This is a genomic window from Pseudactinotalea sp. Z1732, from assembly GCF_049724975.1.
Lineage (GTDB): Bacteria > Actinomycetota > Actinomycetes > Actinomycetales > Beutenbergiaceae > CALKWS01.
Genome location: NZ_JBMPQC010000003.1, coordinates 134,659 through 147,532 on the forward strand (window position 1 = coordinate 134,659; position 12,874 = coordinate 147,532).

General features: G+C 65.6%; 13 protein-coding genes. 5 read left to right on the plus strand and 8 right to left on the minus strand.

Features of this window, described 5'->3' with window-relative positions; all coding sequences use genetic code 11:
• Positions 1-108: 108 nt before the first annotated feature.
• From ACPL7H_RS07870 to ACPL7H_RS07895, 6 genes are all read right to left on the minus strand, one after another.
• On the minus strand, positions 109-513 hold the full coding sequence (locus ACPL7H_RS07870) for a lasso peptide biosynthesis B2 protein (RefSeq protein ID WP_424796441.1): 405 nt from the start codon (positions 511-513) through the stop codon (positions 109-111).
• 13 nt (positions 514-526) lie between these two features.
• Positions 527-1,717 carry an asparagine synthase-related protein gene (locus ACPL7H_RS07875; RefSeq protein WP_424796442.1) on the minus strand — a complete coding sequence of 397 codons (1,191 nt, stop codon included), beginning with the start codon at positions 1,715-1,717 and terminating at the stop codon, positions 527-529.
• A gap of 66 nt (positions 1,718-1,783) precedes the next feature.
• A complete protein-coding gene (locus ACPL7H_RS07880) occupies positions 1,784-1,915 on the minus strand; it encodes a lasso RiPP family leader peptide-containing protein (RefSeq protein ID WP_424796443.1) in 132 nt (43 codons plus the stop codon).
• A gap of 186 nt (positions 1,916-2,101) precedes the next feature.
• Positions 2,102-3,271: an asparagine synthase-related protein gene (locus tag ACPL7H_RS07885; RefSeq protein WP_424796444.1), complete on the minus strand. Its 1,170-nt coding sequence runs from the start codon at positions 3,269-3,271 to the stop codon at positions 2,102-2,104.
• Positions 3,272-3,371: 100 nt separating this feature from the next.
• Positions 3,372-3,491, minus strand: coding sequence for a lasso RiPP family leader peptide-containing protein (locus ACPL7H_RS07890; protein WP_424790436.1), 120 nt, complete (start codon positions 3,489-3,491; stop codon positions 3,372-3,374).
• A 123-nt stretch (positions 3,492-3,614) separates the two neighbouring features.
• Entirely contained in the window at positions 3,615-4,784 is a 1,170-nt protein-coding gene (locus ACPL7H_RS07895) for a nucleotidyltransferase family protein (protein WP_424796445.1), read from the minus strand.
• Positions 4,785-4,982: 198 nt separating this feature from the next.
• Between ACPL7H_RS07895 and ACPL7H_RS07900 the strand changes: the two genes are divergently transcribed.
• From ACPL7H_RS07900 to ACPL7H_RS07920, 5 genes are all read left to right on the plus strand, one after another.
• Positions 4,983-6,695, plus strand: coding sequence for an ABC transporter ATP-binding protein (locus tag ACPL7H_RS07900; RefSeq protein ID WP_424796446.1), 1,713 nt, complete (start codon positions 4,983-4,985; stop codon positions 6,693-6,695).
• Between the two features lie 31 nt (positions 6,696-6,726).
• On the plus strand, positions 6,727-7,851 hold the full coding sequence (locus tag ACPL7H_RS07905; protein WP_424796447.1) for a glycosyltransferase family 4 protein: 1,125 nt from the start codon (positions 6,727-6,729) through the stop codon (positions 7,849-7,851).
• A 122-nt stretch (positions 7,852-7,973) separates the two neighbouring features.
• Positions 7,974-8,615 (plus strand): PIG-L deacetylase family protein, encoded by a 642-nt coding sequence (locus tag ACPL7H_RS07910; RefSeq protein ID WP_424796448.1) that lies wholly within the window; start codon positions 7,974-7,976, stop codon positions 8,613-8,615.
• A complete protein-coding gene (locus ACPL7H_RS07915) occupies positions 8,616-9,566 on the plus strand; it encodes a glycosyltransferase family 2 protein (protein ID WP_424796449.1) in 951 nt (316 codons plus the stop codon).
• A gap of 39 nt (positions 9,567-9,605) precedes the next feature.
• On the plus strand, positions 9,606-10,772 hold the full coding sequence (locus ACPL7H_RS07920; RefSeq protein ID WP_424796450.1) for a class I SAM-dependent methyltransferase: 1,167 nt from the start codon (positions 9,606-9,608) through the stop codon (positions 10,770-10,772).
• 44 nt (positions 10,773-10,816) lie between these two features.
• Here the strand turns inward: ACPL7H_RS07920 and ACPL7H_RS07925 are convergent, their stop codons facing one another.
• Together ACPL7H_RS07925 and ACPL7H_RS07930 are read right to left on the minus strand one after the other, a co-directional pair.
• Entirely contained in the window at positions 10,817-12,010 is a 1,194-nt protein-coding gene (locus tag ACPL7H_RS07925; protein WP_424796451.1) for a polysaccharide pyruvyl transferase family protein, read from the minus strand.
• Positions 12,007-12,849, minus strand: coding sequence for a sugar phosphate nucleotidyltransferase (locus ACPL7H_RS07930; RefSeq protein WP_424796452.1), 843 nt, complete (start codon positions 12,847-12,849; stop codon positions 12,007-12,009). Before ACPL7H_RS07930 ends, ACPL7H_RS07925 begins: the two co-directional genes overlap by 4 nt.
• Positions 12,850-12,874: the final 25 nt, after the last annotated feature.

Below are 12,874 nucleotides of genomic sequence, written 5' to 3' on the forward strand. Positions count from 1 at the left end.
GGTGCGCCCCACCGCACCTCGACATCCACCCTCGCGCCAGGAGCAGCCGGCCTAGCCTGCCACAAGGGTCGTTCGGAGGAGACGACGAGGCCGTAAAGTTCCTGCAGGTCACTCACGTCCAGCCTCCAGAGCCTTGAAGGCGAGCGGTTCGAATCCGGCCTGGCGTTCCAGGTCCAGGTCCGCTCCGTCGACGCGGATCCAGGCATGTGCCTCGACTTTGCCGTCCGTCTTCCGGACGCCGATCACCAGCTCCGGACACCGCTCGCGCAAGATATACCCGGTCATCACCGAAGTCCGCAGACAGGTCCCGTTGATGAACGGCAGAGCGAGAACCCGGCGTTGGATCTGCAACTGGCGCACTTCGCGGACGCTGAGTTCGGTCGTCGGCGACACCGGTGCTTGCGAACTCCTCCGCTCCCTGACGAGAGGCGCGCCGAATCGCCGCGCGACGACGTCGACGGACGTGGTCCGCAGGCTGAACTCCACGGCCAGCCACAACAGCAGCAAGCGCATCGCAGTGCCATAGTCACGCAACCTGTGGTGCACGTCGGCCCTCCTCGCCCCTATCTGCCGATGGTACCCCCGTCTGTTGCGCGAGCCACGCCTGCTGCAACAGCAGAACCACGAGGGCCGGAACCAGATCGGCCAGCCAGGCCTGACGCAGCTTCTCGACATCGACCAATTCCGAGTCGACGCCAGTTCCATTCCAGTCCCGGGCAAACTCTCGAGTCGAACGGCCGAAGTATGCAGTATTGAACCGCGCCTTGCTCGCTCTGCTCAAGACCTCACCGGGCAGCACGCGGCCGAAGACGGCGGTCATCGCCTCAGTTCGGTCGGCATAACCGAAGTAGGGCGCGTGCCGACTGTAACTGGCCAGGAACTGCGGGTGCCAGAACGGATCCGCGACGACAGAACCATACTCAGCAGCAATGGTGGTCATGGTCTGCCCATAGGCTCCCCGGAACCGCGCGCTGCACAAGACTTCCAAGCCCCCCCGAAGAGATAGGGGCTCGTGCACCTGGTCCCGCAGCGCGTCCGACAGGAACTCCCGGCGTGCCGAATCGGTGAGCCAGGGCATGTCGAGCATCGAGGCGCCTCTGGCTCTGCGACGTCGCACTCGTTCGGGCGCCAAGGACCACAGTGCCTCCCGTCGGGGACTCCCGGGACGGAATCGGCCCCGGACGCCAGCAACCAGCGCACTCGCGCGTTTAGGCAGGAACACATCGTCGCCACCCTCGCCGGTGAGCACCAGCCCACCTGCGGTGCGTTCGAACATGTCAGCCCACAGGTGAGCAGCCGCTGGAAAGACGAGCCCTCTGCGGAGGAGGCTCTGGGAACCGCGCGGGCCCAAGTACTCGTTCTCGCCGTCGACGACTTCGAGGCGCATCCAATCCTGAACACCGAGGTGCTTGACCACCAGCTCCTGCCATTCAGTCTCATCGGATTCGTCGAGACCCGGGTAGACGTAGGTGAACGGGACCGCGGCGGGGATACGACGTTCCTGGGCCAGGCTCACGGCTGCTGCGAGGATCCCGGAGGAGTCCCGGCCACCCGAGAACGTGACGTAGACGACCCTTCCATCGGCCGCGCGTTCGATCGTGGACTTCAGGGCCTCGAAGGGGTGGCGAGCGGCCGAACGCGGAAACGGCCTGCGCCTCTGCAGCCCAGTCACCACATTGCGGCTGATCTCTTTGTCATTCGGCCGGTAGTAGCTCACGCCGATCCCCTTACAGGCCGCGGTCCGGCCGAGCCGGCCGGACCGCGCCTTGATGGTCGAAGGTGCTCAGGAGGTGGGCGCGTCCCGTTGGAGGATGAAGGGGAACGTACCGTCGAAGTCCAGAGCAAATTCCTTCCCCCTAGCCAAGGTGACGTCGTGGACCGAGCCGGCCTCGGTGATTCGTGGTGCTTCGTACATGACACTTCCTTCCAGTAGCGGCGCAATTGCGGTTGAGCCTTCTCAGGCTAGGGAGCCGACGCCCGCCCTGCGGAGCAAAGTGCATGCTTCAGCCGGGTGAATCTCGCCCCGGCCGGGTGACTCACGTCAGGGTGAGTGGATCGCCCTGGGGGTGAGATGGCACTCATCTCGGCTCGCGCAGCGGTCTCATACCGCCTCGCGCGCGTGACCGCTCTCCCCCGCCGTCCGGCTGTCCGGGCAGGTGGACTGTTGCGCGAGCCAGGCTTGTTGCATGAGCAGACCCACCGGAGCCGGGACGGGATCGTGGAGCAGGGCCAGTCGCAGTTCCTCGACGTTCACGACGTCGGCGTCCACTCCCGTACCGTCCCACTGCCTGGCGAACTCCTGAGCCGAACGCCCGAAGTACGCGGAGTTGAAGTGTGCTTTGCTGGATCTGCGCAGGATCTCCTTCGGCAACACCTGGCCGAAGACCGCTGTCATCGCCTCGGTACGGTCGCCATAGCCGTAACGCGGGGCGTGCCTGATGTAACTATCCAGGAACTCGCCGTGCCAGAACGGATCCTCAACGGTCGAGCCGTACTCGGTGGCCATGGCTGCGTAGGTCTGCGCCAGCGCCGCACGTGTCCGCGCACTGCACTGGACCTCGAGACTGCTCCGTAAGGACAGCGGCTCGTGCACCTCCTCACGCAGAAAATCGTTCCAGAACTCACGCGCAGCCGCGTCCGTCAGCCATGGCATGTCCATCAGAGGACGGTTGCTAGCCCTCCGAAAGCGGAGCCGCTCGGGGGCCAGGGACCACAGCGCCTCCCGGCGGGGCGTCCCGGCACCGAAACGTCCCCGCCCGGCCCGGACCAGGGCACCGGCACGCTTCGGGGAGAAGACCTCGTCGCCACCCTCACCGGTCAAGACCAATGAACCCCTGGTGCGGTCGAACATGTCCGCCCAGAGATGAGCGGTGGCGGGAAAGACCAGGCCCCGCCGCTGAAGACTGTGAGTCCCCCTGGGGCCGAGGAACTCGTTGTCGCCCTCACGAACTTCGATGCGCATCCATTCCGCGACGCCGAGGTGGCGGACAACCAAGTCCTGCCACTTACCTTCGTGAGTCTCGGTCAACCCGGGATAGACGTAAGTGAACGGGACAGCGGCCGGTATTCGACCCTCGCGGGCGAGGCTGGTGGCTGCCGCGAGAATCCCGGAGGAGTCCCTGCCCCCGGAAAAAGTGACGTAGACGGATCGACCATCGGCCGCACGTTCGATGACAGTCTTCAGTGCCTCGAACGGGTGCCCGACACTCGACCTGGGAAATCGCCTGCGTCGCTGGTTCCCGGTGACGAAACCGCGACTCGTTTCCGTCACGTCAGGACGGTAATAGTCCACGTCTCACACTCCCACCGTGGCCCGGTTCGAAACGAACCGGGCCACAGCCGTCGGAAAATTGAGTCTCGAGAATTGAGGCTCAGGAAGTGGGCGTCTCAGGCCATCCCATGTGGCTATTGCCATCGCCGTAGTAGACGCCCTTTTGGAGGGTGACGTCGTGGACCGAGCCGACCTCAGTGATTCGTGGTGCTTCATACATTGGAGGATCTCCATCCTTGATGAGGTTAAGCACCTCGAAGAATACGGGGCTGCGACGTCCTGCGCCGACGGCAACCGGGTGAATTCACGCGCTCCAGGTTCCGTCGAAGGGTGAGGCCGAGCCTCACCCTCGTCGGGTGGCGCGCGATCCGCCTGCGACCTCCGTCACGGCGGCGAGGTAGTCGCGCCGTCCGCGCTCACCTCCGATATCAGCGGAGAGGGCTCGCGGTTGGCTACCGTGTCGTCGGACGCGAGCCTCGTGCACCCGCGCCATCACCATCTGACGTGCCAACTCCACGCCCGATCCGGCCAGACTTCCCCGGGCGCTGGCATACAACCCGCCACCGATACTGCGATCGTGTGGGAGACCGGGGAACTCATATCGATGGTCGCGCCGGGCGGCCAGGTGCGACCACACACGCCCGCGCCGCGCGCTGAGGCCTGGTGGCATCGGCGCACCGGACACCCTCGAAACGCGTTCCAGCACCAGCACCACCGGTACGGCGGTACGGGCCGCCAGACATCGGCGGCGCAATTCCACCGGGTCGAATCCGAGCCGGTGTGTGGCGAAGTGCAGATCGCCGAGCCACATCAGGCGGTTCGCTCCGGCCTGCGCAGCGTGGAACGCCAGGTGATGGACTGTGTCCACCGCATCGAAGGTGGGCACGACATCACCGGAGCTGAACTGCACCTCCACCCGTCGCTCGAGCATGCCGGCGGGGTCCGTCCTATAGGCACGACGCAACTGCTTGGGTACTGCGATGTCCCAGTGCAGGTCCAGGTGTGTGCCCGCGGGTCCGATGAGCGCCACCTCGGCGCGCATGGTCTTGCGGATCAACGCCCAGTTATGGTCCGCCAGTGTGAACCCGGCATCTTCCAGCGTGGCCAGGGCTGCGGGGAACCGGCTCCCGTGGACGAAAACGTCCAGGTCGTAGTACTCGCGCATATCCGGGCTCGGCCACAGCACCTCAGAGGCCACGGGCCCCTTGGCCACCACCCACGGGATGTCCGCGGTGCGCAGTGCGCCGGTGGCCGCGCGGAGGTCGGTCAGGTTGAGCAGGTGCCGCAGGATCTGACGCTCTCGGAACGCTGACAATTGCTCGACCCAGTGCGCCGGCACACCCTCCGCGGCACGTAGCCGCCGTATCACGGCAGGGGTGATCCTGTGCAGGCCGCCGGCCTCGAGCACCTCCTCGACGGAATGCTCAAGGACGCGTGGCGGCAGGACGGCAGAACTCGAGTCGAAGACACTCTCGATGAGAAGCTGCGCTAATGGGCGCCGCGGATTTGTCACGGACCACACGGTACCTGTAATCCCCGCCCGGAATGCGGCCATTCACCACAGTTGGGAACGATATCCGGATACGATTTGGAGGTGACGTCCAATGGTGGTGCGGCCCCGACTCCCCCGAAATCCCTCGGCCGATTCTTTTCCCTCATCCGGTACAGCATTCGGCTGGTGTGGGCTGCCGCACGCGCACCATTCTGCTGGATGGTGGCACTGCAGCTCATGGCCGGCGGGGTCCTGGCCGGCCAGGTCCTCACGATCGAGATGACCCTCAACGCGATCCTGGACATCGACCAGGGTGGCCGCCTGGCTGCGCTGCTGCTGCCGGTGGGACTGCTCGCGCTGCTCACCGCCCTTGGTGCGCTACTGGGTTCGCTGCAGGGATCACTGCGCCGCCTGGTCGGGGAAAGGGTCGCACTCAGCATGTGGCACCGTGTGCTGGAAGTCTCCACCACGGTACCCCTCAAGCAATTCGAGTCCACAGACTTCTACGACCGCTTGGAGCGGGTCCGGTCGCTCGCCCTCACACGCCCGTTCCAGGTCACCAACGGCGTGCTGGCCTGTCTGGGCGCACTGGCGGCGAGTATCGGCGTCGGTGGCGCGCTGTTCCTCATCCACCCGGCCCTCATCCCGCTGCTCGTCCTCGGCGGGATCCCGCTACTGATCACTAGTCGGCGTGAATCCCGCCTGGAGTTCAACTTCAATGTCGCCCAAACGCCCCGGAACAGGCGCCGCACCTACATCTCCTTCCTGCTCACCCAGCGTGACGACGCCAAGGAGATCCGTGCGTTCGGGATCGGCAGGATGTTGCGCGAACGGTTCGACGGGCTGTACCGGGCGTACCTGACCGACCTGAGCCGCCACATCCGAATCCGCGCACTGTACAACGCCGCGGGCAATATCGGCTCGGCGGTGATGCTGGGACTGACCCTCTTCCTGGTCGTCTGGTTGATCTCTCGGGGCGAGGTCACCGTCGCCGGTGCCGGTGCGGCGATCGTGGCGATCCGGATGCTCGCCGGCCAGGTCCAGGCGTTCTTCGGCGGCACCCAGACCATATTCGAGTCCGGGCTATTCATCGACGACCTCGAGGAGTTCATGCGGATCGCACCGGCGCCCGAACTGCCCGGCTCGACCAGCAGCGCTCCCCCGGACTTCACCACCCTGACGGCCCGAGACGTGCACTTCACCTACCCCGGCCGCGAGGAGGCCGCCCTCAACGGCGTCACGGTAGACCTCGCCCGAGGTGAGTTGGTCGCCCTGGTCGGTGAGAACGGTTCCGGGAAGACGACGTTGGCCAAACTCATCGCGAACCTCTACCGCCCCGACAGCGGGGCCATTCTCTGGGACGGCGTCGACACCGACTCGTTCGACCAGAACCAGTTGCGCTCGCGAATGGCGGTGATCTTCCAGGACTTCGTCCGGTACGCCTTCGACGGCACTGAGAACATCGCCATCTCGAGGCCCGATCAACCACCGGATGAGGACGGTGTCCGCCACGCGGCCCGGACCGCCGGTGCCCACGACTTCCTGGAGGCGCTACCGCACGGGTTCGGGACGAACCTGTCCCGGATGTTCGACGATGGGCACGAATTGTCCGGCGGACAATGGCAACGCGTGGCGATCGCTCGGGCGTTCTATCGGGCAGCGCCGCTGATCATCCTGGACGAACCCTCCGCCGCCCTCGACCCACGCGCCGAGGCAGAGTTGTTCTCCAACCTGCGCCACACCCTGCAAGGTCGAACCGCCCTGGTCATCTCCCACCGCTTCTCCACCGTGCGCAATGCCGACCGGATCTATGTGCTCGATCAGGGGCGCGTGGTCGAGCACGGCTCACACAACGAGTTGATGCGCAACCAGGGCCTGTACGCCGAACTCTTCACGCTGCAGGCCTCGGCCTATACCGACGGCCATGCCTGAACACGTGGGCACGACCTGTGAGTGAGTACAGATGCGGCACATCCACCTGATCACCCCGGGCGACCACTTCTCCCCACGAACGGGCAGCGCCATCCCTACCGTGGTGCACGGCCTGGCGGGCGCCGCCTGCCCGACCGGAGTCCGGCCCGCGGTGCTCCTGGCGCGGGGCACCTACCCGGACCGCTACCAGAGCGCAGAGATCATCGAGTACGACCAGGCTCCTGCCCGTCGCTTCGACGGGCACCTCGACGTGATCGCCGGACGCCTCGGGGTGAGACGACCGAGTCGACGCACCTACGCTGCCTCGCTGCGTTCGCAGCGAAGGTGGGAACAGGCGACGCTCCTGGCGCACAACGCCCCGCAGGCGATCCCGCTGGTCGACGCCAGGCATCAGGCCGTGCTGTATGCCCATAACCAGCTCCTGCGCACCTACTCCCGTCGGGAGAGTGGCCGAACGCTTGACGCAGCCGCTGCCATCATTTGCGTCAGCGAACACCTTGCTCAGCAGACCACCGATCTTCTTCCGCAACACCTTCGGCCACGAGTCCGGGTAGTCCACAACGGGGTGGACACCGCGTTCTTCAGCGAGGTCAGGCACCCTCGCGCAGACCGACTGCGCGTGGGCTTCCTGGGGCGCGTGATCCCCGGTAAGGGTGTGCACGTCCTGCTGGAGGCCGTCAACTCCCTGGCCCGGCCCGACATCGAGGTCACGGTTATCGGCAGACCCGGCTTCGCGGCCGACGCTCCGCTGAGTAGGTATGAACGGAAGTTGCGGATGTTGGCGGCAGCGTCGACGGCTGCGGTGTCCTTCGCCTCGTTCCTGCCCCGGCAGACTCTGCCGGCAGCGCTCAGTGACGTGGACGTGCTCGTCGTCCCCTCGGTGTGGCCCGAGCCGTTCGGCCTCACCGCCCTCGAAGGCATGGCTTCCGGTGCGGCATTGATCGCCAGTGACGTCGGCGGGCTCCCGGAAGCGGTGGGCGCCGCCGGCATGCTCGTCCCGCCGGGCGACGTCACCTCCCTCGCTGCTGCTCTAGGCGCACTGGCTGACGACCCGGGGCTGCTCGCGAGCACCCAGGACGCCGGGGGCGATCGCGCCAGGACCATGACCTGGGCCCACTCACGCGAGCGCCTCGACAAGGTGCTGGCCGGGATCTGACCTCACACCAGAACCATGGCGGTACGGCTCCCAGCCGGCGGTCGGAATACCACACTCGGAGACGAACTGATCTGTAGGCTGGCCCCAGGTGGACCGTCCACTGGCCACAGAACGAGACGCTCATGACAATGCTGTTGATGCCTGACGGCCCCCTGGTCGTGTTCGCTGTGGGAGCACACCCGGACGACATCGAAATCGGGTGCGGAGGCGCACTCCTGACGCTTGCCGAGCGCAACACAGCCGACATTCGCACGCTCGTACTCACCGGGACCGCTGAACGCCGTGAGGAGGCAACGCACGCGGCCACCGCCTTCGGAGCTGCTCATCCTCCCCGTTTCGCAGGCCTACCCGACGCACACCTGCCACAGCACTGGGGAGAGGTGAAGGAGGCGCTGACCACATTCCGCGCCGACAACCCCACGCCGGATCTCGTACTGGTGCCACGCGCTGACGACGCACACCAAGACCATCGACTGCTGGGACGGATGGCTCCCACCGTCTGGCGCGGGCCGCTCATTCTTCACTACGAGATCCCTAAATGGGATGGAGACACCGGCCAGCCCAACCTCTACCTGCCACTTCGTCCCGATATCGCCGCGCGTAAAGTTGCTCTCCTCAACGAGTGCTACCCCTCACAACACGACTGTCACTGGTGGGACGACGAACTCTTCTTCGCGCTGATGCGGCTCCGGGGCGTCCAGGCCCAGTGTCGCTATGCCGAAGCGTTCACGGGGCCGAAGATTCTGATGTCTTTAGGAGAATGAATGACTCGACTCAGCTTCGGGATCCCCGTCTACAACGGCGAGCCCTATCTCGCACCTGCGTTGCGTTCCATTCAGGAGCAGGACATATCCGACATCCGAATCATCATCTCCGACAACGGCTCCTCCGACGGAACCCAGGCCATCTGCCGTGCGGCGGCCGCAGAGGACGACCGGATCCGGTACTACAGGTACGAACAGAATCGCGGGGGCACGTGGAACTTCCAGAACGTGGCACGGCTGTGCGACACCGAGTTGTTCAGTTGGATGGCCGCCGATGACATCAAACTCCCGGCGTTCTCCAGCGCAGCCCTTCGCGCTCTCGACAACGCGGGACCGGGCACTGTGTTCTCCTACCCCCGCACACGGCTCATCGACGGTGCGGGGACTGTTTATGAGGACCTCAACGACGCCGACCTGGGGATGGATGCGCTGAGCGCACACGAACGTGTGCGCAACATGTTGCGTGCCCAGGCCTCCCAGCCGATGTACGGCGTCATCAGGATGTCCGAACTGCGCAAGACCCGCGGGTTCCGATCGCTGCTCGGTCCCGACATCGTGCTCCTGACCGAACTGCTGTGCTTGGGCGGGATGGCCACGGCGGACGAGCAAGCATTCCTGCAGCGCCGTCATGACACCCAGGTTTCGGTACAGGGGTCCGAGGCTTCCTGGTGGTTCGCACCCGGGCAGCGCGGGCATCGTTCGTTCGCCGAAACGCGCACGAACATCGAGATCTACCGAGGCGTGCTGCACATCGACCTTCCGTTCGCCGAGAAGGTCCGAACCTGTGCCACCGTCGGGCCGTCATGGGTGTTTCCACGATGGCGGGCGATGGCCCGTGATGTGGCCAACGCCATCGGCATCAAGCCGAGCGCCGGCAGGTTGCGAGCACAGCAGGAAGCCCAGTCCGCCGCCCGCCAGACGCCAGGATCCGATGAACGCCGATCTGCATAGTCGACGAATCCGGCGCACGCGGGCACGCGAGGATGCGCCATGACCACCGGCGACGTCGAACCGGTCGAGGGTTGGCGAGATCGGTGGTCGGGCTCGCCCGAGGGGGTCGTCGTCCTCGATATCGGGGAGCAGCCGCCGTCGGATCTCTTCCCGTGGCCTACCGACCCCCTCCCCGACCCCCGGTACCCGCTCCGCATGGTCCTCGGCAGCACCAGCGGCCTGCTGCAGCTGGAGCATGACCCGACCACACCGGAGGAGATCGTGGGAGTCGAACCTGCGGCGCTGGTACGACAGGCCGAGATGTGCGTCGCCGATGCCGTCACTGCCGGTCTGATCCGCCCCGGAACCCGCGTGATCCACTACCCCAGCCCCCACGGCGGGTCATGGCATAGACAGTTGGAACCATTCGGGCTTACCGACGTGGAGACCGGCGACGCTGACCTCATCGTCGACGTGCACGGAATGATGCACGCTCCGGACCAGAAACGGGCGTTCCTCGAACGTCGGGACCGCCTCACCGACGGAGGGGTGCTCCTGTTCATGATCCACAACGCCTCTGCCATGGTGCGCGAGGGCATGTGGAACACGCTGAAGAGCGGGCACTTTGCCTACTACACCACGCCCTCACTCGTCCGCATGGGTCACGAGATCGGACTTACGGCCATTGGTGCGTGGTCGTACCCACTATACCACCACGGAACCACGATGCTGGCATTCGCCAAAGCAGACGGACCTCTGGGTAACGCCCAGGCGACGTCAGTCACTGAGCTCGTGAGGAAAGAGGCGGAACTCGGTGTCCTCCAGCCGGGACGATTGCGATCGGCGCTCCACACGGCGTTCACCCACTCGGCGAATACGCTCCGCGCTTACCTGGATAGCGCGGAGGTTGACGGTCTGACCCTCGCAGGCTACGGCGCAGCCTCTCGCACGGCGGCGTTGCTCACCTCCGCAGGTGTGACGGTGGAGGACCTGGCGATGATCGCCGATGCCTCACCCGCTAAACACGGCCGCACAATGCCGGTCAGCCGTATCCCCATCATCGCGCCGCATGACCTTGCCGGAGCCCGGCCCGACCGTGTGCTGCTCTTCATCTCCGACCTCCTGCCCGAGGTGCGAGCGGCACTACCCGAGATCGAAGCCTCCGGCGGCCGTTGGGTCATCGTCGACCCAGTGCCGACCGATGTGCAACCTGACCGCCCTCGCTGATCAGAACCTATCGGAGGATGGGCCGGCGGATGCCGGCTGAGGTGTCAACCACGACCTCGGCGAAGTGCAGTCCGGACGTGGATCCACTCCTCCTCCAGCCGCGCCGCCGCATCGGCCACCGCAGCGGCCGCGCGCTCACGGCCGGCCGCATCAGCTATGGCGTCCTCGACCAGGTCAGCCACCTCGTTGACCTGGAAGGACTCGACGTGTCGCACCCGCTCGGGGTTACCCAGCATCGTCATGAGACTCTGCTGCTTTTGACCGTAGGCGATGCCAACCAGCGGAGCTCCTGCCAGCGCACCCATGACGAGTGAGTGGTATCGCAGCGCCACCACCGCGCTCGCCGACGTCATCAACTCGGTCAGCCCGGCGACCGTGCCGACAGTGTCGACCCGCACGGCATCGTCTGCGAGAGAATCCCGCACGTCAACCGCAGTGCGCAGGTCGTCCTCGTCGCCGCCCACGAGCACGACGCCGTAATCGCGCCTGCGCAGTTCGCGCACCAGTTCAGTCGTGCCTCGACGGTAGGACCCTTGCACGTCCTCGTTCGTCTTCGGGTCATCGGCGAGGCCGTAGTAGGTCATCACACCCACGATGACGGTCGCCTCCCGACCACCGCCGCCCGAGCCGCTGGGAGCCCCGTCGGCCGCGAACCCGAAGGCGAGATCGGCGACGACGGGGTCGGAGTCGAGCGCTGCCCGCATCTGCCTCATCGCCCGCAGCGACTCCACGTCCCGGAACGAGCGGTAATCCGCCCATGCCGCACTCCGGCGAATGAACCAGCGAGCCATCACTCGATCCTGAACTTCCACTCCGATATTCCAGAGCAGGAACGGACGCCGACGGACCTTTGCCGCGAGAGCAAGCGCCCACAGTTCATAGGTCAGGGCGAACGGTCCTGCGCCATACCGTTCCCACGTTCCAGTGCCGGCGACCACGACTGCGTCCAGGCCGCCCAATACTTTCATCGCTCGCAGCAGCACTCCGATCCGGTTCCTCGCGAGAACAGCCAACCGAACCCACTTCGAGCCCGGTCGGGGGGCTACTACCGTGCTCAGCGCGACCGCCGGCACCCCTCGATCGGAGTGCACCCGGGCCGCGCCTTCGGCGATGACGACGACCTCGTGCTCATCGCCCAGCCGTTCCAGTGCTGCGGTGAGAGTCGCTTCATTACCGAAGTTCCCCGTGCCGAACAAGCCGGCGACGCCCACCCGCGGAGGTGGTTGCGGCCGCGTCATACCGGTGTCACGCCCGGCACGGTCACCACCGGGAGACCGTTAGCCCGCTTCGTTGCCGGCGCAGACTCCCATACCGCCCACGGCCGGTCTGCCCTGCGGTTCATGTCCTCGAGGTAGGCCCGCTCCTTGAGCGTATCCATCGGTGCCCAGAATCCGTCATACGGCCGGGCACGGAACCTGCCGTCCCGCGCTGCCCGCACACAGGCATCCATGACGAGGTCCTCGCCCTCGTTGAGGTAATCGAAGATGCCCTGACGGAGCACGAAGTAACCACCGTTGATTCGCATCTGAAGGCCGCCGACGGCCTCAAGACCCGTCATCTTCCCTTCCTCGGTCATCTGCACGACGTGGAACGAATCCGGCGGGGGCACCGCCAGCAGGGTGCCGACTGCATCAGTGGTGAGGAAGTCGGTGATCATCTCGTCCAAGGGCGAGTCGGTCAACACATCCCCGTAGTTCGCCAGGAAGACCTCGTCATCGTCCAGATGAGGGCGGACGCGACGCAGCCGTTCACCGATGGCGGTGTCCATGCCGGTATCGACGAATGTGATCCGCCAGTCGCTGATATCGCTGGAGAGCAGGTTGACCTGCCGTCCGCCATGGGTCAGAACGAAGTCGTTGGACCGGGTCTCCTCGTAGTTGAGGAAGTATTCCTTCACCGCGTTTGCGCCATACCCCAGGGCGAGGATGAAGTCCTTGTGACCGAAGTGGGCGTAGTACTTCATGATGTGCCACAGCACCGGGCGAGACCCGATCGGCAACATCGGCTTGGGCTGTGACTCGGAACTGGAACGAATCCGCATGCCGAGTCCGCCACAGAACAACACGACTTTCACCATGCCTCCTTACCTTGATCGATCTCCT

Excerpts from the sequence above, each read along its gene's own strand:
- ACPL7H_RS07915 (WP_424796449.1), top strand. The coding sequence starts at position 8,616 with ATGACTCGACTCAGCTTCGGGATCCCCGTCTACAACGGCGAGCCCTAT.
- ACPL7H_RS07905 (WP_424796447.1), top strand. The coding sequence starts at position 6,727 with ATGCGGCACATCCACCTGATCACCCCGGGCGACCACTTCTCCCCACGA.
- ACPL7H_RS07880 (WP_424796443.1), bottom strand. The coding sequence starts at position 1,915 with ATGTACGAAGCACCACGAATCACCGAGGCCGGCTCGGTCCACGACGTC.
- ACPL7H_RS07900 (WP_424796446.1), top strand. The coding sequence starts at position 4,983 with ATGGTGGCACTGCAGCTCATGGCCGGCGGGGTCCTGGCCGGCCAGGTC.
- ACPL7H_RS07870 (WP_424796441.1), bottom strand. The coding sequence starts at position 513 with ATGCGCTTGCTGCTGTTGTGGCTGGCCGTGGAGTTCAGCCTGCGGACC.
- ACPL7H_RS07925 (WP_424796451.1), bottom strand. The coding sequence starts at position 12,010 with ATGACGCGGCCGCAACCACCTCCGCGGGTGGGCGTCGCCGGCTTGTTC.
- ACPL7H_RS07920 (WP_424796450.1), top strand. The coding sequence starts at position 9,606 with ATGACCACCGGCGACGTCGAACCGGTCGAGGGTTGGCGAGATCGGTGG.
- ACPL7H_RS07910 (WP_424796448.1), top strand. The coding sequence starts at position 7,974 with ATGACAATGCTGTTGATGCCTGACGGCCCCCTGGTCGTGTTCGCTGTG.
- ACPL7H_RS07930 (WP_424796452.1), bottom strand. The coding sequence starts at position 12,849 with ATGGTGAAAGTCGTGTTGTTCTGTGGCGGACTCGGCATGCGGATTCGT.
- ACPL7H_RS07890 (WP_424790436.1), bottom strand. The coding sequence starts at position 3,491 with ATGTATGAAGCACCACGAATCACTGAGGTCGGCTCGGTCCACGACGTC.